A 19,326-nucleotide genomic window follows, 5' to 3' on the forward strand; every position below is an offset into this window, starting at 1 on the left:
TTTGTTTTATAATAAATAACAGACATTTTTGAGGAGTGAGACGATGACATTTGACGGATTTTTTACACGAGCTTTAGTAGAAGAGTTACGATCACAATTAAAAGCAGGACGTGTACATAAAATTTACCAACCCTTTGAACAAGAATTACAAATAGTTATACGTGCTAACCGAACCAATCATCGCCTAGCCGCCTCGGTTCACCCGAATTATTTTTCTTTATACTTAACTCAAGAGAAATCAGCCAATCCACAACAGGCCCCTATGTTTTGCATGTTATTAAGAAAATACTTGGAATCTGCCTTCATTATTGATATCAAGCAATATGAGAACGATCGGATTATTGATTTCTATTTTACCGGTCGTGATGAAATAGGTGTTGACCAAGAATACCTGCTAACCTTTGAATTGATGGGGCGACACTCAAATATCCTTCTAGTCGACCAGAATACACAAACCATTATTGATTGTATTAAGCATGTTCCAGATAGTCAAAACGCTTATCGTTCACTCACTCCAGGAGCAGAATTCAAGCGACCTCCCCGCAACAGACAACAAGTAAACTTATTTGAATTGAATGATTCTCAATTGTTTGAATTTAGTCATCAGAATGAAGCGATTCTAAGAGAAGGGAGAGCCTTCCAATGCGTACAAGGAATGGGAAAACTTCTTGCACAAGAGATTGCTTTTTGGATGTCTGATGAAGGTGGGAATCTATCTAGTTTGGCCAGTTTAGAAAGAGTTAAATCAGCCATTGAATTCCCCTCTCCTACTCTTTATCAAACGGAAAAAAATGTTTATTTCTATGCTTTTAAATTGGCAAATTTACCAGGAACAGAAGTGGCCTTCGATTCTCTTTCCGAATTAATTTATGCATATTCTCACCAAAAGGTTCATTTAGATAGGGTCAAGCAATTATCGGGTAATATTATTCATAAATTAAAGCAAGTGATTGATAAAAATCAAAAAAAATTGAAAAAACTTTCAATTGACCGACATGTTGCAGCAAGTGCTGATGACTATCGCATTAAAGGTGAACTTTTAAATGCCTTTGCCTATCAAATTAATGATAAGGAATACCAGGTGACCTTGGCTAATTTTTATAATAATGACGAGCCAATGGATATCCAATTAAATCCTCGATTAAATGCTGTTGAAAATGCTCAAGTTTACTTTAAAAAGTATCAAAAATATCGGGATGCTCTCAAATATATTAATCGTGAAGAAAGCTTAACCCGCGCTGAGATTGATTATTTAGAAGGTATTTTAGTCCAACTTAAGCAAGCTGATCTTGAAGATGTTGAATCGATTAAGCAAGAATTAATTAATGAAGGCTATGTGGGACAGAAGCCTTCTTCAAGTAAAAAGCGAGCAAAAAACCAATCTAAACCCCGTCGCTTTAAATCTAGTGATGGTGTCATGATTTATGTCGGTAGAAACAATCAACAAAATGACGACTTATCCCTCAAAAAAGCATCTAAAAACCATTGGTGGCTTCATGCAAAGGATATCCCTGGTGCCCACGTTATTATCGAAAGTGATAAACCTAGTGAAGAAACCTTTGTAGAAGCTGCTCAATTAGCGGCCTATTATTCTAAATTTTCACAATCTGCTAATGTGCCTGTTGATTACGTCCAAGTTAAACATTTAAAGAAACCTAACGGTTCTAAACCTGGCTTCGTTATTTATGAAGGCCAAAAAACACTTTATGTGACACCTCAGGCATCTGTTATTAAACGTCTTTCATTAAAAGAATAATGAATTCCAGCCCCCAACTTTAATATAAAGTTGAGGGCTGGAATTCATTTTATTTGTTAAATGCTGCTGTTAATGGAGGAACCACTTGTTTCTTACGTGAAACTACTCCTGGTAAATCAAATTGATGATCTTCAACTTTAGTATTGAAAGCTGCCTCTACAACACTAATATCCGCCCCTACCACCAAACCAATAGAATCGGATTCTAAGACATCCGTAATCACTAGCACATAGAGTTTAAGATTCATTTCTTTTCGCTTATCTTCCATTACTTTTAAAAGATTTTCTTTACGACTTAAAATCTCGTCAAAGCCGATAATGTTTGTCTGACCAATACGAATATTTTGATCGTTCATGACAAAGTTTTTAGCATCCCCATCAACAATTTCCTCATCCGATTGCTTACTAAGATCAGCTCCAGCCTTTAAAAATTCTAAACCATATGATTGAATATCAACTTGGGCTATTTCAGCCAATTTTTCAGCGATTTCCTTGTCTTTTTCGGTTGTTGTTGGAGATTTGAATAACAAGGTATCTGAAATAATAGCAGATAACATCATGCCGGCAATATCTGCTGGAATTTCATAGCCATATTCTTGAAACATCTTATAAAGAATACTGGCTGTTGACCCTAAGGGCTCCGCACGGTAATAAAGAGGCTGAGCTGTATTAAAGCCTGAAATGCGGTGGTGGTCAATGACATAATCAATTTGAACTTGATCAATATCGTCTATTGATTGTTGTGGCTCATTGTGGTCCACTAGAGCAACTTGGCTCACTTCATTAGCAGCTGTATTAATAATTCTTGGTGGTTGGATACCAAATTTTTCTAAAGCAAAAGCTGGCTCACTTGATATTTCGCCCAGTGCGACTGCTTCTGCTTGGTGCCCTTCTTGCTTTAAGAAATAGGCAAAAGCGATGGCTGAAGCAATAGTATCTGTATCTGGCTTTTTATGCCCAAAAACTAAGTATTTTGTCATATTTATCCTCCTAAATTAAATTACAGTCTAAGTTTATCACTTTTTAATAAATTTTTGAATCCTTATTGACATAGGATAATTAAAGTAAGTTTTTAAAAAGATAAAAATAATAAATATTTTCAAAAATTTTTACAGGATTATTTAGTTATATTATAGGCTTTTGCTTTAATATAGATTAGCTATATTGATAATACAATTTAATATTATGTTTTTCTACTTATGGTAGAATTATAAAAGAAATAATAAAGGCATGATTGTGTGGATGCGTTTTAACTAGAACTAATGGTCTTATTTTCATTGTTTTATCCATGATCGCAGTTGCGTTATTCTTGCAAAGATACAAAGTTTTTAAATCGTTAGGACCGGTCCTGACTGTTGTTGTAATTGGAATTATTTTTTCTAATACAGGAGTCGTGCCTATCAGTCATAAAGTGTATAGTGCTATAAGTTCACTTCTAGTTCCCGTCAGTATTATTATTTGCATGCTAAGTATGGATTTAGTTGAGTTGAAAAAGTAAAAATCCGGTGATTGCTTTAAGTTCAGGTATTTTATCACTTATGGTGATTGCAACTATCTTAGCCTTCATTTTTCCCCTTATATGGATGAAGGATAAAAGATCGCTGGGATGTTTGTTGCGACCTACACTGGTGGTACTCCTAACTTAACGACTATTGCAACAGTTTTAGATGCTAGTCATCAAACCATTGCGGCTGCTAACGCGTCAGATTACGTTATTGCTACCCCTTTAACAAACTTTATGCTCGCCGCGCCAGCTATGCTTAAAGCTTCAAAAGCTTGGGAAAAGTTTTGGCCTTATCATTTAAGTGAAGAAGAACCTTCAACTAGTGACACGAAAGCATTGATGTCAGATAAAGAGTGGTCCATTAGAGAAATTACTTAGCTATTAACCATTGGTTTTGGTATAAATATTTTGACTACAGCATTTTCAAAAGCTTACATGCCGGAGACTATTTGGAAGGCTGTTCGTTTAATCTTGTTAACGACCGTTTTATCGGTCTAGCTCAATAATAAACTATGTGCTAATTTAGATTTAGGACTCTTCTTATCCTTAATGTTTTTTCAACTATTAGTTTTGCAGTTGACTGGCAGCAATTTGTAGGTTCTACCTTAACCATGACACTTTATGTTTTTCGAATGTTAGTTGGAGGTTTGACTTTACACTTGTTGATCTGTCGTCTATTTAAGATAGAATATGGATACATGATTCTTTCAATTGTTGGTTGTATCGTCGGTGGTCCAACAGCTTCTCTAACAGCAGCAGCAGCTAATTGGAAGTCTCTTATTGATAGTGGTTTAATTTTAGGAGTTTTAGCAGGAGCTGTAGGTAACTATGTAGGTATTGCTGTCGCTTATTTTACAAAATTCTTAGTTGGCGGTTAATTGATCTTATTACTAATTAGAAAAAATTGCTAAAAAAATTCTGTAGCCACCCATTAAATTTGAATGGTTACAGATTTTTTTATTATGATTTTAGGTAGCCGGTATATTCTGCACAGCGCAGTATACGGTTGGCATTTTCGACTCTTTCTTTAGTTGGAGGTTCTACACCTTCTAATTTGTATCGATAGCCTAATGCAGTGTATTTATAAACACCCATCATATGGTAAGGTAAAACTTCAAACTTTAAGACGTTATTTAAACTGGCTACATAATCGGATAAACGGTATAAATATTCATCAAAATCCGTTCTTGTTGGAACCAATACATGACGGATCCAGACGGCTTTATTAATATCTGATAAATAGCGTGACATTTCAAGAATATTATCATTTGGATGGCCGGTTAGTTTAATATGGCCTTGACGATCGATATGTTTTATATCAAACAAAAGCAGATCCGTATACATCATCAGTTCTTGAAATTTACTAAAAAAAGGCTCTTCATAAGTGAAAGGCTGGCCACAAGTATCTATGGTTGTATGTACTCCATTGGCCTTACATATTTTGAAATATTCGATTAAAAAATCCATCTGTAATAAGGGTTCCCCACCTGATACAGTGACTCCCCCTTCATTTCCCCAGAAAGCACGATACTGAATGGCTTCATTAAATAAGTCTTGTGGGCTGTATTCCTTGCCACCCGTCATCTTCCAAGTATCTGGGTTATGGCAAAATTCACATCGCATTCGACAACCTTGCATAAAAGATATAAAGCGAATACCCGGTCCATCAACTGAACCAAAACTTTCTGTGGAGTGAACATAGCCTTTAATTACTTGTGCTACTTCTGACATTTCAATTCCTCCATCTAACTTTTAGAAAAAGGAACTGAAATAAAATTCAGTCCCTTTTTCTGAAGTTTTTAATTAATTGTTTAAAGTTTACATTGAAGCGTGCATTGTACGGTTAATAACGTCTAATTGTTGTTCGCGTGTTAGCTTGATAAAGTTTACAGCATAACCTGATACACGGATTGTTAATTGTGGATACTCTTCAGGATGTTCCATCGCATCTAATAAGGTGTCACGGTTAAAGACGTTGACATTTAAGTGATGTCCACCACTTGTCGAGTAACCATCTAACATATTAGCTAGGTTAGCTTTTTGAGTGGCTTCTTCTTTACCAAGCGCTTTAGGAATAATTGAGAAGGTATTGGAAATACCATCTAAAGCGTACTCATAAGGTACTTTAGCCACAGAAAGTAAAGAAGCTAAAGCACCATGGGTATCGCGACCATGCATTGGGTTAGCCCCTGGTGCAAATGGTTCTCCTGCACGACGTCCGTCCGGTGTATTACCAGTTTTCTTTCCATAAACAACGTTTGAAGTAATAGTTAAAATTGAAGTTGTTTGTAATGAATCACGGTAAGTTTTATGTTTACGAACTTTTGTCATAAAGTTCTTCAATAATTCTACAGCAATTTGATCCGCACGATCATCATTATTTCCATATTTAGGAAAATCTCCATCAATTTCGTAGTCAATCACTAAACCATTTTCATCACGAATTGTTTTAACTTTAGCATACTTAATTGCAGATAGAGAATCTACTGCAACTGAGAAGCCTGCAATACCAGTTGCCATTGTACGAAGAACTTTTGTATCGTGTAAAGCCATTTCTAATGATTCGTAAGAATACTTATCATGCATATAGTGGATGATATTTAAAGTATTTACATATAACTCAACAATCCATTCCATCATATCATCATATTTAGCCAAAACTTCATCGTAATCTAAATATTCAGATGTAATTGGCGCATATTGAGGGCCAACTTGCGCTTTAGATTTTTCATCTACCCCACCATTAATGGCATAAAGTAATGTCTTAGCAAGGTTAGCACGCGCTCCAAAGAATTGCATTTGTTTACCTACACGCATAGCAGACACACAACACGCGATCGCATAATCATCACCATATTCTGGACGCATGATCTCATCGTTTTCATACTGAATAGCAGAAGATATAATCGACATTTTAGCTGCATATTCTTTAAAGGCTTGAGGTAATGATGGTGACCAAAGAATTGTTAGGTTTGGTTCCGGAGCCGGACCTAAGTTTGTTAAGGTATGTAAGAAACGGAAAGAGTTCTTAGTAACAAGTGGGCGTCCATCTAAACCTATACCAGCGATTGATTCTGTTACCCAAGTTGGGTCACCAGAGAATAATTCATTGTATTCTGGTGTACGTGCAAATTTAACCAAACGTAATTTCATCACGAAATGATCAACTAACTCTTGTGCTTCGACTTCAGTCAATGTGCCCTTAGCTAGGTCACGTTCGATATAAATATCTAAGAAAGTAGAAGTACGTCCTAATGACATAGCCGCTCCATTTTGTTGCTTAACAGCAGCTAAATAGCCTAAGTATAACCATTGGAAAGCTTCTTTTGCATTCTCAGCTGGACGTGAAATATCAAAGCCATAAATTTCGCCTAATTCTTTTAATTCTTGTAAAGCACGGTATTGTTCAGTAACTTCTTCACGTAATTGAATCACATCGTTATCCATTGTACCATTTCCGATGTTAGCAAAATCTTTTTGCTTTTCTTCCATCAAACGCTCTACCCCGTATAAGGCTACACGACGGTAGTCACCAATAATACGACCACGGCCATATGCATCAGGAAGACCGGTAATAACACCAGAGCGGCGAGCAGCGCGCATTTCTGGGGTATAGACATCAAAAACACCTTGATTATGAGTTTTACGGTATTGTGTAAAGATATGTTCTGTTTCTGGATCTAACTCATAGCCATAAGCTTCTAAGGAATTCTTAGACATACGAATTCCACCGTAAGGTTGTAAGCTACGTTTAAAAGGAGCATCTGTTTGGAAACCAACGACTGCTTCTTTGTCTTTATCTAAATAACCTGCTTGATGAGAAGTGATAGAAGAAACTACTTTAGTATCCATATCAAGAACGCCACCTGCTTCCCGTTCTTTTTTATTAAGATCCATCACTTGGTCCCAAAGATCTTTTGTATTTTGTGTAGCATCTGCTAGGAAACTTTCATCCCCTTCATATAAGGCATAGTTTTCTTGAATAAAATCACGAACATCGATTTCTTTTTGCCATTTGCTTCCTTGAAAGCCATCCCATGCTTTATTTAATTCGGTTTTATTTGCAATTTCCATTTTAATTCTCCTTTTTTAAAATGATCCGACAATTTCTACACCCATAATATAACACAAGAAAAGTTCAATGTAAACAGTTATTGTGAATTATATAATTAGCGTTAAGCTTTAAATATCAGTGTTTTGTTAGAAAAAACAAAATAATAGAGTGTATTCTGTGCTCATTGTAGCAATAAGATTATAACAGTTGTTTGCTTTCTGTTTTTTTCTTTTAGTACACAGAGTTTTAGTTGTTGATTTTGTAAATAAAAAACAAGCATCTGGTTCAGATACTTGTTTTTTATCTTATTCTTCATCTAACATTTTCAAGCGTGCAGGATGGATGTCTATCACCTTACCTAGTTGATCAAGCTCAACAATCTGACTGCCATTATTCTGGCGTTTACTAATATTGATATCAAAAGCCATCATCTCTAATGATTTACCGGTATCCCCTTGAATAATAATCGGTATATTCCCTTTTTGTAAGGCTAAAGCTTTTAAAATCCGATGGGGATTTGATTTTATTTCTTTTAGAATGAGCGTTCCAACACTGGCGCGATTAGCACTAGCCAGTTCTTCACTATCCATTCGTTTAAGATTTCCTCGATTGGTTAATAAGAAGACTTGTGGTCTTGAAGCTGCTTGATCGATTAAGAGCATCGATACAAGATAATCATCCTTTTTCAGTTTCATACCTACGACCCCTTGTGCTTTTAGTCCTTGAATTGAAACTTGTTCTAAATCAAACCGTAAACCGTAGGAGCGGTGGGTCATACTGGCGATTTGATAGTTCTTGTCTGCTTTAGCTAATCGAGCTGCTACTAATTGATCGTGGTCATCTTGCAATTTAATTGCAGTCATTGTCCGAGTTTTATAGGATCGATAAGTTGAGAATTCTGATAAGAGGGTTTGTTTAATGCGACCTGCTTGTGTCATCATGACAATTCGGTCTTCACTCGGATTATCCGAAGCTTTTTGCGCAAACACCGCAATGATGGACTCCTCTTTATCTAATTGATATTGCTGAGACCAATGTAAACCCAGATCTTTCCAACGAATGTCTGGTAATTCGTGAACAGGTAAATGAATATAATTACCTTTAGATGTGATAATCACAATCGCATCATGAGTCGAGAGTTCTTGAACAAATAATGGATAGTCTAAATCTCTAGATCCTAAATCAGTGGAATCGGAAGCCGTAAATGACCTAACCGAAGTACGTTTCAAGTATCCTTCCTTAGTCACAGACACATAGACTTGCTCTTGTGGGATTAAAAGAGTCTTTTCCAAGGTAATTTCTTCCACTTCCTCTTCTAATTGACTCATTCTCAAACTATTAAACTTTTTCTTAATTTCCTTTAATTCCTTAACCAAAACCTTGTCTAAAGTACTGGCATTAGAAAGGATATTCTCGTACATATGGATTCTTTCGTTAAGTTCAAATTTTTCTTTTTGTAGGCCAACAATATCCGTATTAGTTAAACGGTATAACTGTAAGGAAACAATTGCTTCAGCCTGTGCCATTGAAAAATTATATTGTTGGTGTAAATTATCTTTAGCATTGGCCTTGTTTTCAGATTGGCGAATAGTGGTAATTACTTCATCTAAAATAGAAATAACTCGGATTAAGCCATCAACAATATGAAGACGGTCTTGATCTTTCTTAAGAAGAAATTGAGTTCTTCGACGAATAATGTCTTTTTGATGGTCAAGGTAAGCTTGTAACATTTTTTCTAAGGAACAAAGGACTGGTCGACGATCGTGAATGGCTATCATATTGAAGTGATAATTTACTTGTAAATCGGTGTTTTTATAGAGGTAAGCAAGAATTGGTTCGACCTCTACATCTCTTTTTAGTTCAATGACTAATGAAACACCATTAATATCTGAATCATCGCGAACATCAGCAATCCCTTCTAGCTTTTTAGAAAGACGTATTTCATCTAATTTTTGAATAAGTTTGCCTTTATTAACGTCATAGGGTACTTCACTCACAACAATTTGAGACTTACCACCCTTTAATTTTTCAACTTCTAATTTAGATCGAATAACAACTTTACCTTGACCCGTTTGATAGGCTTCTTTAATGCCCGCCTTACCTTGGATAATACCACCCGTTGGAAAATCTGGTCCTGGTAAATACTTCATTAACTGGTCAACACTGATTTTATCGGGATGCTTAATCATATAAATTAAAGCGTCAATGACTTCCCCTAAGTTGTGTGGAGGAATATCGGTTGCATAACCTGCTGAAATACCGGTTGCGCCATTCACTAGTAGATTAGGAAAGCGAGCGGGTAAAACACGAGGTTCTTCAATGGTATCATCAAAGTTCAGAATCCAATCGACTGTTTGAGAATGGATATCTCTTAAGAGTTCCATGGCGATACTTGAAAGCCTAGCTTCTGTATAACGCATTGCCGCAGCTGGGTCGCCATCCATGGAACCATTATTACCGTGCATGTCGATCAAAGGTTGGCGGTTTTTCCAACTTTGAGACATACGAACCATGGCCTCATAAACCGATGAATCTCCATGTGGATGATAATTACCGATCACATTCCCCACTGTTTTGGCTGATTTGCGATAAGCTTTTTCAGCAGTATTTCCTTCGGCAAACATAGCATATAAAATACGTCTTTGAACGGGTTTTAAACCATCGCGAATATCGGGTAACGCTCTATCTTGAATGATATACTTGGAATAGCGACCAAATCGATCACCGATAACCGATGAAAAATTTAATTCTTGGACTCCTTTATTTTCTAGTTCAGTCATTATAAATCACCTCCAAATAAATCAATTTGTCCATTTTCATCCACTAAATCCTTACTTGGATTTTCATTAAGGTCAGTAGACGGCTCTTTTTTTGATAGCGTATTTTGTGTTTTCGCAGATGCTTTTGAAGCTGGGTTTTTAGCCACTAACAAGGCTTCCTTGTCTTCTTGTGCTAGAGAGTGGTTGGTTTGGGTGTTTTCTTTTAATAGAGAATCTTCTTCATCCATGGTAAATTGAACATTTTTTTCAATCCATTTACGGCGAGGATCTACTTTACTACCCATTAAAGTCGATAAACGCTTTTCGGATAACGAATCATCATCAAGAGTTACTCTTATCAATAAGCGTGAGGAAGGATTCATAGTCGTATGCCATAATTGATCCGCATTCATCTCTCCGAGCCCCTTATAACGTTGTAAGATGTAGCCTGGTCCCACTGCTTTAATTTTTGCTTGTAGTTCTTCATCTGTCCAAGCGTATTCGATTCTTTCATTCTTACCTTTTCCCTTTGATACCTTATATAGAGGCGGCATGGCCAAATAGACCTTGCCTGCTTCAATCAATGGCTTCATATAGCGGTAGAAGAAAGTTAAAAGCAGTACTTGAATGTGAGCACCATCCGTATCCGCATCCGTCATAATGACCACTTTATCATAGTTAGCAGCTTTAATATCAAAATCAGCCCCTACCCCTGCACCAATTGTGTAGATGAGGGTATTAATTTCTTCATTTTTCATAATATCGCTTAAAGATGCTTTTTCAGTGTTGATGACCTTACCTCTTAAAGGCAATATGGCTTGAAATTTACGATCACGCCCTAATTTAGCTGAGCCACCGGCCGAATCTCCCTCCACGATATAAAGTTCATTCTTTGAAGCATCTTTTGACTGGGCCTTAGTAAGCTTACCTGAAATTAAGCGTTCTTGTTGTTTATTAGAGTTAGAAGAACGTGAAGCCTCACGCGCTTTGCGAGCAGCTTCTCGTGTTTGTCTAGCCTTTAAAGCTTTTCTTAAAATAGTTTGCGCCCAATTACCGTTTTCTGCTAAATAATAACCTAAGTGCTCTGTTACAAAAGATTCAACAATGGTACGTGCCTTTGGACTTCCTAATTTGTCCTTCGTCTGTCCTTCAAATTGTAGATATTGCTCAGGAATACGAACCGATACAATGGCTGCCAGTCCTTCCCGGATATCGGACCCTTCTAAATTTTTATCCTTTTCTTTAATCAAACTCATTTTACGACCGTAGTCATTAAATACCTTGGTAATAGCTGTCTTCATGGCCGTTTCATGCGTGCCACCACCATTGGTACGAACATTATTAGCAAAAGAAAGAATGGTTTCTGAATAACCATCATTATACTGCATGGCAAAATCAATCTCAAAATCTTCTGATTGGCTTGAAAAAGCCACCACATTTCCCATGACTTCTTTATCTTCATTAAGATATTGAATAAAATCTTGTAAACCATCTTCATAATGAAAAGTCTCTGAAATGTCTTTTCTTTGATCATGAATTTCAATGGTAATTCCTTTTAAAAGGAAGGCTGACTCTCTCAGCCTTTCGGAAATGGTTTCATAGTTAATGGCAGAAGATCCAAATATTTTTTCATCCGGCATAAAATGAACACTTGTACCAGTGTCTGATTGATTATTGTGCTTAGTCTTTTTTAAAGAGCTGGCAGGACGTCCGCCCTCTTCAAACCGCATATGGTATTGGTATCCCTCTCGAATAACCGTCACTTCCAACCATGAAGATAAAGCATTTACGACCGAGGCTCCTACTCCATGAAGCCCTCCAGCGGATTTATATCCACCTTGGCCAAACTTCCCACCAGCATGTAATACAGTGAAAATAACTTGAACCGTAGGAACCCCTGAAGCATGCCTACCAATCGGCATGCCCCGGCCATTATCAGTAATGCGAATCGAGCCATCTGCTTCTAAAGACACAACAATTCGATTTGCAAAACCTGATAGAGCTTCATCTACAGAATTATCAACAATTTCATAAATAAGATGGTGAAGGCCCTTTTGATCAGTCGATCCGATATACATACCCGGTCTTTTTCTTACGGCTTCTAGACCTTCTAATATCTGAATGGCATCATCATTATAATTGCTTAAATTCACTTTAGAATTTTTGTTTGCCATTTTCTCACCCTTTTAATGTTATTTAATAAGAAATAGTCATGCGTTTTTTGAATAATCTTTTAACGATAGTATCTATTCAGTATAAAGGCTCTATTTCCCAACTCTATTATCATAGCAGAATAAATCCTGCTTTGACACTTTTGATTTACTTAAAGTTGTTTTGATGCCTAAAAGTCAAAAATATTGCATTTTTATAATTAAGAAATTCGCTTGGTGAAAATTATTCAATCATGTTAGAATGAAGATAGTAAACTAGGAGGTTAATAAATGTTAGCTATCTTAATGATTATTGTCGGATACTTGGCGGGATCGATTCCCTCAGGTGTCTGGTATTCAAAATATATCCACAATATCGATGTTCGGACCCTCGGTTCAGGCAATTCTGGTGGTACGAATATCGGCAGAAATTTTGGACCGATTGCAGCCATTGTGGTTATTATTGTGGATATTTTAAAGGGCTATCTTCCAGTTTTAATGGCCCAACAGCTCTTAGGCTCGGATAGTGATTTAGCTATTATGCTAACGGCTATTGCTGCTGTTCTGGGACATGCCTATCCACTTTTCAGTCAATTCCGTGGCGGAAAAATCGTTGCAACATCGGTAGGTGTACTATTGGCATTTAACTTTTATATTGCTTTAGCCATGGTCGCTCTCTTTATAACCATTCTCTTATTGACATCAATTGTGAGTATTGCTGCCATGACCTCTTTTTTGCTGGTCGCTATTTGGATTATTCTACGAGAACCTTTAGTATATTCTTGGGGCTTTGCCTTTATGGCTGTTTTGATGGTCTATCGTCATCGAGAGAATATTCAAAGACTGCTTAAAGGAGAAGAAAGTCGAGTGACCTTCGGTTTAAATCCTAGAAAAAAATAAATTAAAATAGCTAAGGCATTTTCCTTAGCTATTTTTATCTTTTTAATTTTATTCACCCTTGAAAAATTCCATCGTCAAATCATGAGTACTGATGGATTGGGGGGCTAAACTATGAATTCCCCGTTTATGCTTAAATAGCTCAGGCTCATTGGCAATATCCGGTAAGCCAGACCATGCTTCTACGGCTAAGAAAGGAGCTCGCTTAGGATAAGGAGACCATAAAGCAACATAGTCAAAGCCAATAGAACGAAATTTAATTTCAACATCATTAATAGCATCCATTAAGATAAGTTCAGCTTTTTCACTCACTTGATAGATTAAGGCATCATTTCTAAATTGTTTGTGACGCAACTTTTGATTAATCACTTCTGTATACTTAGCTCTTTCTAAGTTGACTAGGCCATCATTATTAGTTTGTAAGAGATAATAATACCCTTCTGGATTTAATTGGTAACTTACTTGATTGAATTCCGGATAATTTCTTCCTACTGTATGTGGGAGATTAAAGGCCGGATGATAACCCACTGAATAATATAAAGGTTTTTCAAGTGAAGGATTATAAACTTCAAAAGTAATTGTTAACTTATGATCATATAAAACATAATTAACCTGAAGTGAAAATTCAAAGGGATAGGATTCTAGCGTGTTTTTATTGTTTTTTAAGTAAAAACTTGCAGAAGATTCGGTTTGACTTTGAACAGTAAAGGTATAATCTCTAGCAAACCCATGGCGACTCATTTGGTAGAATTTTCCACCATAAAGATACTGATCATCCTGTAGGCGCCCAACGATGGGAAAAAGGATGGGGGCACTGCGAGACCAATAGAAAGGGTCTGCTTGCCAGAGAAATTCATAGTCTGTCTTTAGATCAGTAATTGACTGGACTTCTGCCCCATTCTCAGTTATCTCCACTTTTAAAAAACTATTTTGAATGGTTACCATAGGCTTCACCCATTTCTTTATAAGATATAGTGGCTAAGATCTTGATTCTCAACCTTATCTGCTAATTTATCATCGACGTATTTTTCAGTAATTTCAATTACCATTGGTGTGTCTGCTGCTTCAAATAATAAATCTTCTAAAACTGTCTCAATAATCGTATGTAGGCGTCTTGCTCCAATATTATCTGTATTGCGGTTTAAGGTTTCCGCATAGTAGGCCATTTTCTGAACTGCTTCATCGCTAAAGTTAACAGTCACCTCTTCAGTAGCTAAAAGGGCCTGATATTGGATAAGTAAGGCATTTTTAGGTTCGGTTAGAATTTTAACAAAATCGTCAGCGGTTAAGTCCTGAAGATTGACTCGAATGGGAAAGCGTCCTTGTAACTCTGGAATTAAATCAGAAGGTTTAGCAACATGGAAAGCACCTGATCCCACAAAGAGAATATGATCAGACTTTATAATACCGTATTTGGTTTGAATTTGACTACCTTCAACGATTGGTAAAATATCACGCTGAACACCCTGTCTTGAAACTTCTCCCGATTGATTACTTGAAGAGGCAATTTTATCTAACTCATCAATAAAAATAATACCGTTTTTCTCAGCTAGTTTTAAGCCTTTTTGATGAATATCCTCTTCGTTTACCAATTTGTCTGCTTCGTCTACTGTTAATAACTTAAGCGCTTCTTTGACAGTCACTGTACGCTGAATCATTTTCTTCGGTCTTAAAGCGTTGAGGGATTCTTGCATATCCATCATTTGCTCCATAGCAGGATTAAGTGAGTTTAACTGTAGTTTCTTTTCTTCCATTTCAATAGTCACTTCTTGTTTATCCAACACACCCTCACGAATTTGCTGGCGAATATGACGACGGTTGGAAGCCACTTCTTCCGTCACTTCTTCTTTTTCTGCTTCTACTTCACCACGCATTTGGCGCATAAAAGCTTCCATATCTGGCAAGACGAAGCCACCGGCATTGTTAGGATCTTTTTTTACTTCCTTCTTTTTCTTCTTACCAGGGACTAGTGCTTTAGCAATTCGATCAATTGCTTTTTCACGTGCTTCATCTTCAACCTCTTGGCGCATTTCATCACGAACGATACGAATTGCTTGCTCTACCAAGTCTCTGACCATTGATTCTACATCACGACCAACATAACCAACTTCGGTATACTTAGTGGCCTCCACCTTTAAAAAAGGGGCCTTAATAATCTTGGCTAGACGTCTAGCAATTTCTGTTTTTCCAACTCCGGTTGGACCAATCATTAATAAATTTTTAGGTTTTACTTCATCTTGCATTTCGGCTTCAAGGCGTAACCGTCTTTGTCTATTTCGAATAGCAACGGCTATTGAACGTTTGGCTTCTGCTTGACCAATGATATATTTATCTAATTCTGCAACTAATTGTCTGGGACTTAATTCCATTCTTACATTCTCCTTTAAATCTAGGATTCAAAACTTTCGACCATGATTTGTTTATTAGTATAAACATCAATTTCTGCAGCAATTTCTAGGGCTTGAGAAACGATCTCTTTTGCACTTAATTGCTCACTTGTTCTAAGCATGGCTCTAGCTGCTGCCAAGGCATAATTGCCCCCCGAACCGATGGTTAAAATACCGTCATCCGGTTCGATAACTTCTCCCGTGCCGGATACTAATAAGAGACTTTCTTTATTCATAACGATTAAAAGGGCTTCTAACTTTTGTAAAGAGCGATCTGTCCGCCATTGTTTGGCTACTTCTACAGCTGCTCGAGTTAATTGGCCTTGATGGGCTTGTAACTTCGTTTCAAACATTTCTGACAAGGTAATAGCATCAGCAACTCCTCCGGCAAATCCAATAACCACTTGATCGTTAAAAATTCTACGAAGCTTGCGGGCACCACCTTTCATAATGACCGTTTCTCCCATTGTGACTTGACCATCTCCCGCCATTGCTAATTTATTATCTTTTTTAACTGCACATATTGTTGTCATTTATTCTTCCTCCTGCTTCTTTCTACGAGCTCTCGGATGAGCTTTTAAGTATTCTGATCGCATTTTATCGCCGGTTATATGGGTATATATTTGTGTAGAAGATAAATTCTCATGGCCTAGGAGTTCTTGGACGGAACGTAAATCTGCCCCACGATTTAATAGATGGGTCGCATAAGAATGTCTCAATTTATGGGGATTAATCTTTAAATTAAGCTGACTTTCTTCTACTATTTTTTGTAAAATATGGCGCACTTGATCAGGGTTAATTGCTTTCCCTTTTTCCGATAAGAATAATATATCATTATTTCTTTGATTCTGCATGGACCATTTACTTAATAACTCTTTACGCTCCGTTTCAATATAATCTTTTAAAGCTCGCATAGCTGGATCTCCAAAAGGGACAATTCGTTCCTTATTCCCCTTGCCGAACACACGTAGAATTTGCAAGGAAAAATCAAGTTGGTCTAGTCTTATCTGACAGCATTCTGAAACGCGGATACCCGTTGCATACATCAATTCAAGGATGGCGAGGTTTCGCTTGGGATAATCTAAAAGACTAGTTTTAGCTACTTTAATGAGACTTTCAATTTCATTTTCATAGAAAAAAGAGGGTAAATGAGTCTCTTTTGCTTTATAAGTAATTAACTCCATTGGATCTTGGTCAATCCAATGCCGACGCAAACAATAATTAAAAAAAGAACGTAAAGAGGATAATTTTCTGGCAATCGTTTTGGGATTAAGCGAGCGTTCGTTTAGATAGGCTAAATAAAGCCTTAAATCTTGATAGGAAATTTGCTCTAAGCTAACTTCTCCTGAACTTTTAATAAAAAGCCAGAATTGGTTCAGATCTCTTTGGTAGGCGATGACTGTATGTTGAGAATAACGACGTTCGTTCAATAAATAATTCAAAAAATTAATAATCTTATCCTGCATCATTTATCACCTCAATTTCCTCTTTTTTTATTATACCTTTTCTTTGAATTCATAGCCAATTAAGCGCCATATTCAAAATGCAGGCTAAAAGTAAATTTTATAGTTCAGTTAATATTGCTAAATAGATAAAAAACCGAACACTCACAAAACTGTGAAGCATTCGGTTTTAGCTAAATTGATTGATTTAAAGAAGTTTTTTTAAAATTCGCTTAGCTTTCTATGGCTTCAGTATAATCACAAGAAGAACATTGAACTTGCTTGCCTTTACGAGATTTCTTTTCGATAAGATACTCATTACATTTTGGACAATTACGACCGATTGGTTTGTCCCAAGAAACGAATTCACATTCTGGATATCTTGAACACCCATAAAATATTCGGTTCTTCTTCGATTTTCTTTCGATAATTTCGCCCTCTTTGCATGTAGGACATTTTACACCAATTTCTTTGACGATGGCTTCAGTATGACGGCATTCTGGAAAATTGGAGCAGGCATAAAACTTACCATAGCGACCAATTTTGATGACCATTGGATTGCCACACTCTGGGCAGTCAAAACCAGCTGGTTCATTTTTTATCTCAATTTTTTCCATCTCTTCTTCTGCCTTGTCTAAATCTTTAGCGAAAATCTGATAAAAGTCATTCAGAACTTTCTGCCATTCTACTTTATTTTCCTCGATTTGGTCAAGTTTATTTTCCATCCCAGCTGTAAATTCAGAATCAACAATATCTGGAAAGTAAATTTCCATCATGTCATTGACAATTTCTCCTAGTTCTGTCGGCGTAAAACGTTTAGCTTCCATTTTAACATAGTAGCGTTTACGCAAGGTTTCTAAGGTTGGTGCGTAAGTGGAAGGTCGCCCAATCCCCAACTCTTCAAGCATTTTAACTAGGCTGGCTTCATTATAGCGTGCTGGTGGTTGAGTAAAATGCTGACTTGGATCAATCTTTTCAGCTGTAACTGCATCTCCTTCTTTCAAAGCTGGCAGATAGTTATCTTTATCTGATTTACTTGGATAAACTTTCAAGAAGCCTTCAAATTTAATGCGTGAACCATTCGCACGAAAGAGAACATCATTTTGAATGATATCCGCTTTAATTGTATCATAGACGGCATTTGACATTTGTGAAGCCACAAAGCGTGCCCATATTAAAGCATAGAGACGGAATTGGTCCTTAGTTAATGAATCTTTAATCGATTCGGGTGTTAAACTGACATTTGAGGGACGTATAGCTTCATGAGCATCCTGAGCCCCTGCTTTATTATTGACCTTATGTCCTGCTCCCAAATACTGCTCACCATAGGTATCTTTAATAAAATCTCCTGCCATCTTTTTGGCTGTTGGTGAAATTCGAGTCGAATCGGTACGCATATAAGTAATCAAGCCGATGGTGTTACGACGAATAGATATGCCTTCATAAAGCTGCTGAGCAATCATCATGGTTTTGCCGGTACGGAAATTCAAACGATTGGCAGCATCTTGCTGCAAGGTAGAGGTAGTAAACGGTGCATTGGGCTTACGAAAACGTTCTTTTTCAGTAATTGATTGAATATTAAATTCACCTTTAAGGTTAAGACGTTTCATAACTTGATCAACTTGCTCTTTATTCTTGAGCTCAGTTTTTTTACCGTCTAGTCCATAGAATTCTGCTTCAAATTTCGACCGTCCTTTTTTAAAGTTCGCTGGAATTTTCCAATATTCTTCTGGTTTAAATTGGCGGATTTCCTTTTCACGGTCAATAATTAGTTTTAAAGTGGTCGATTGAACACGCCCTGCTGATAAACCACCTTTAATCTTCTTCCATAATAAAGGTGAGATAGAATAACCCACTATTCGGTCTAAAATTCTTCTTGCTTGTTGAGAATCCACTAAGTCTTGATCGATTTGTCGTGGTTGCTTAAATGCTTCTTTAACCGATTCTTTAGTAATCTCATTAAATACTACACGGTTAGCCGCTTGCGGATCTAATTTTAATAGATAGGAAAGATGCCAAGCAATTGCTTCTCCTTCACGGTCCGGGTCACTTGCTAAATAGACTTTTTCAGCCTTATTGGCTAATTTTCTAAGCTCCTTAATGGTATCGCCTCTGCCCCTAATTGAAATATAATGCGGTTCAAAATTATTTTCTAAGTCAATGCCCATTCGTGATTTCGGTAGATCTCTGAGATGACCTTTTGAAGCAACGACTTTATAATTTTTGCCTAAATATTTATCAATGGTTTTGGCTTTGGTTGGTGATTCGACTATGACGAGATATTTATAGGCCAAGTAACAATCACTCCCTTTCTTATTCCTTTGCTCACATGCAAAATCGTAACAATCTTATGCTAAACTTTCAATTATGTCAATGAA

The 19,326-nt window shown here is 36.7% G+C and carries 14 protein-coding genes; 4 read left to right on the plus strand and 10 right to left on the minus strand.

What is annotated here, in order from left to right:
* The first annotated feature begins 43 nt into the window (after positions 1-43).
* On the plus strand, positions 44-1,756 hold the full coding sequence (locus ACQV2R_RS01980; protein ID WP_428891753.1) for an Rqc2 family fibronectin-binding protein: 1,713 nt from the start codon (positions 44-46) through the stop codon (positions 1,754-1,756).
* A 49-nt stretch (positions 1,757-1,805) separates the two neighbouring features.
* On the opposite strand, the gene ACQV2R_RS01985 is transcribed toward ACQV2R_RS01980, so the two are convergent.
* Positions 1,806-2,735, minus strand: a complete 930-nt coding sequence (locus ACQV2R_RS01985) for a manganese-dependent inorganic pyrophosphatase (protein ID WP_428873403.1) — start codon at positions 2,733-2,735, stop codon at positions 1,806-1,808.
* Positions 2,736-3,361: 626 nt separating this feature from the next.
* Here ACQV2R_RS01985 and ACQV2R_RS01990 point away from each other — a divergent pair.
* Positions 3,362-3,637: a hypothetical protein gene (locus tag ACQV2R_RS01990; protein WP_428891754.1), complete on the plus strand. Its 276-nt coding sequence runs from the start codon at positions 3,362-3,364 to the stop codon at positions 3,635-3,637.
* A gap of 164 nt (positions 3,638-3,801) precedes the next feature.
* Entirely contained in the window at positions 3,802-4,137 is a 336-nt protein-coding gene (locus tag ACQV2R_RS01995) for a DUF819 family protein (RefSeq protein ID WP_428875222.1), read from the plus strand.
* Positions 4,138-4,219: 82 nt separating this feature from the next.
* Here ACQV2R_RS01995 and pflA read toward each other — a convergent pair whose 3' ends face one another.
* From pflA to parE, 4 genes are all read right to left on the minus strand, one after another.
* The gene (pflA, locus tag ACQV2R_RS02000) at positions 4,220-4,990 is read right to left on the minus strand and encodes a pyruvate formate-lyase-activating protein (RefSeq protein ID WP_428891755.1); all 771 of its coding nucleotides are present in this window, start codon (positions 4,988-4,990) and stop codon (positions 4,220-4,222) included.
* Between the two features lie 87 nt (positions 4,991-5,077).
* Entirely contained in the window at positions 5,078-7,333 is a 2,256-nt protein-coding gene (gene pflB, locus ACQV2R_RS02005) for a formate C-acetyltransferase (protein WP_428873407.1), read from the minus strand.
* A 285-nt stretch (positions 7,334-7,618) separates the two neighbouring features.
* Positions 7,619-10,093, minus strand: coding sequence for a DNA topoisomerase IV subunit A (gene parC / locus ACQV2R_RS02010; RefSeq protein WP_428875201.1), 2,475 nt, complete (start codon positions 10,091-10,093; stop codon positions 7,619-7,621).
* Positions 10,093-12,246, minus strand: coding sequence for a DNA topoisomerase IV subunit B (gene parE / locus ACQV2R_RS02015; RefSeq protein ID WP_428873409.1), 2,154 nt, complete (start codon positions 12,244-12,246; stop codon positions 10,093-10,095). The genes parC and parE overlap by 1 nt, the downstream gene beginning before the upstream one ends.
* 267 nt (positions 12,247-12,513) lie before the next feature.
* Between parE and plsY the strand changes: the two genes are divergently transcribed.
* Positions 12,514-13,122, plus strand: a complete 609-nt coding sequence (gene plsY, locus ACQV2R_RS02020; protein WP_428891756.1) for a glycerol-3-phosphate 1-O-acyltransferase PlsY — start codon at positions 12,514-12,516, stop codon at positions 13,120-13,122.
* A gap of 48 nt (positions 13,123-13,170) precedes the next feature.
* On the opposite strand, the gene ACQV2R_RS02025 is transcribed toward plsY, so the two are convergent.
* From ACQV2R_RS02025 to topA, 5 genes are all read right to left on the minus strand, one after another.
* Complete coding sequence (locus tag ACQV2R_RS02025; protein ID WP_428873411.1) at positions 13,171-14,064, minus strand: aldose 1-epimerase family protein; 894 nt, start codon at positions 14,062-14,064, stop codon at positions 13,171-13,173.
* A 17-nt stretch (positions 14,065-14,081) separates the two neighbouring features.
* Positions 14,082-15,488 (minus strand): ATP-dependent protease ATPase subunit HslU, encoded by a 1,407-nt coding sequence (hslU, locus tag ACQV2R_RS02030; protein ID WP_428876253.1) that lies wholly within the window; start codon positions 15,486-15,488, stop codon positions 14,082-14,084.
* Between the two features lie 20 nt (positions 15,489-15,508).
* Positions 15,509-16,039 carry an ATP-dependent protease subunit HslV gene (gene hslV, locus ACQV2R_RS02035; RefSeq protein ID WP_428873413.1) on the minus strand — a complete coding sequence of 177 codons (531 nt, stop codon included), beginning with the start codon at positions 16,037-16,039 and terminating at the stop codon, positions 15,509-15,511.
* Complete coding sequence (gene xerC, locus ACQV2R_RS02040; RefSeq protein WP_428873414.1) at positions 16,040-16,972, minus strand: tyrosine recombinase XerC; 933 nt, start codon at positions 16,970-16,972, stop codon at positions 16,040-16,042.
* A gap of 209 nt (positions 16,973-17,181) precedes the next feature.
* Positions 17,182-19,242, minus strand: coding sequence for a type I DNA topoisomerase (topA, locus tag ACQV2R_RS02045; protein WP_428891757.1), 2,061 nt, complete (start codon positions 19,240-19,242; stop codon positions 17,182-17,184).
* Positions 19,243-19,326: the final 84 nt, after the last annotated feature.

It is taken from the genome of Facklamia sp. P12937, assembly GCF_050409505.1.
Classification (GTDB): domain Bacteria; phylum Bacillota; class Bacilli; order Lactobacillales; family Aerococcaceae; genus Facklamia.

What these genes read in the sequence shown, in the direction of transcription:
- ACQV2R_RS02025 (WP_428873411.1), bottom strand. Translation starts at nt 14,064, where the DNA reads ATGGTAACCATTCAAAATAGTTTTTTAAAAGTGGAGATAACTGAGAAT.
- ACQV2R_RS01980 (WP_428891753.1), top strand. Translation starts at nt 44, where the DNA reads ATGACATTTGACGGATTTTTTACACGAGCTTTAGTAGAAGAGTTACGA.
- hslU (WP_428876253.1), bottom strand. Translation starts at nt 15,488, where the DNA reads ATGGAATTAAGTCCCAGACAATTAGTTGCAGAATTAGATAAATATATC.
- parC (WP_428875201.1), bottom strand. Translation starts at nt 10,093, where the DNA reads ATGACTGAACTAGAAAATAAAGGAGTCCAAGAATTAAATTTTTCATCG.
- parE (WP_428873409.1), bottom strand. Translation starts at nt 12,246, where the DNA reads ATGGCAAACAAAAATTCTAAAGTGAATTTAAGCAATTATAATGATGAT.
- plsY (WP_428891756.1), top strand. Translation starts at nt 12,514, where the DNA reads ATGTTAGCTATCTTAATGATTATTGTCGGATACTTGGCGGGATCGATT.
- pflB (WP_428873407.1), bottom strand. Translation starts at nt 7,333, where the DNA reads ATGGAAATTGCAAATAAAACCGAATTAAATAAAGCATGGGATGGCTTT.
- xerC (WP_428873414.1), bottom strand. Translation starts at nt 16,972, where the DNA reads ATGCAGGATAAGATTATTAATTTTTTGAATTATTTATTGAACGAACGT.
- ACQV2R_RS01985 (WP_428873403.1), bottom strand. Translation starts at nt 2,735, where the DNA reads ATGACAAAATACTTAGTTTTTGGGCATAAAAAGCCAGATACAGATACT.
- hslV (WP_428873413.1), bottom strand. Translation starts at nt 16,039, where the DNA reads ATGACAACAATATGTGCAGTTAAAAAAGATAATAAATTAGCAATGGCG.
- pflA (WP_428891755.1), bottom strand. Translation starts at nt 4,990, where the DNA reads ATGTCAGAAGTAGCACAAGTAATTAAAGGCTATGTTCACTCCACAGAA.
- ACQV2R_RS01990 (WP_428891754.1), top strand. Translation starts at nt 3,362, where the DNA reads ATGTTTGTTGCGACCTACACTGGTGGTACTCCTAACTTAACGACTATT.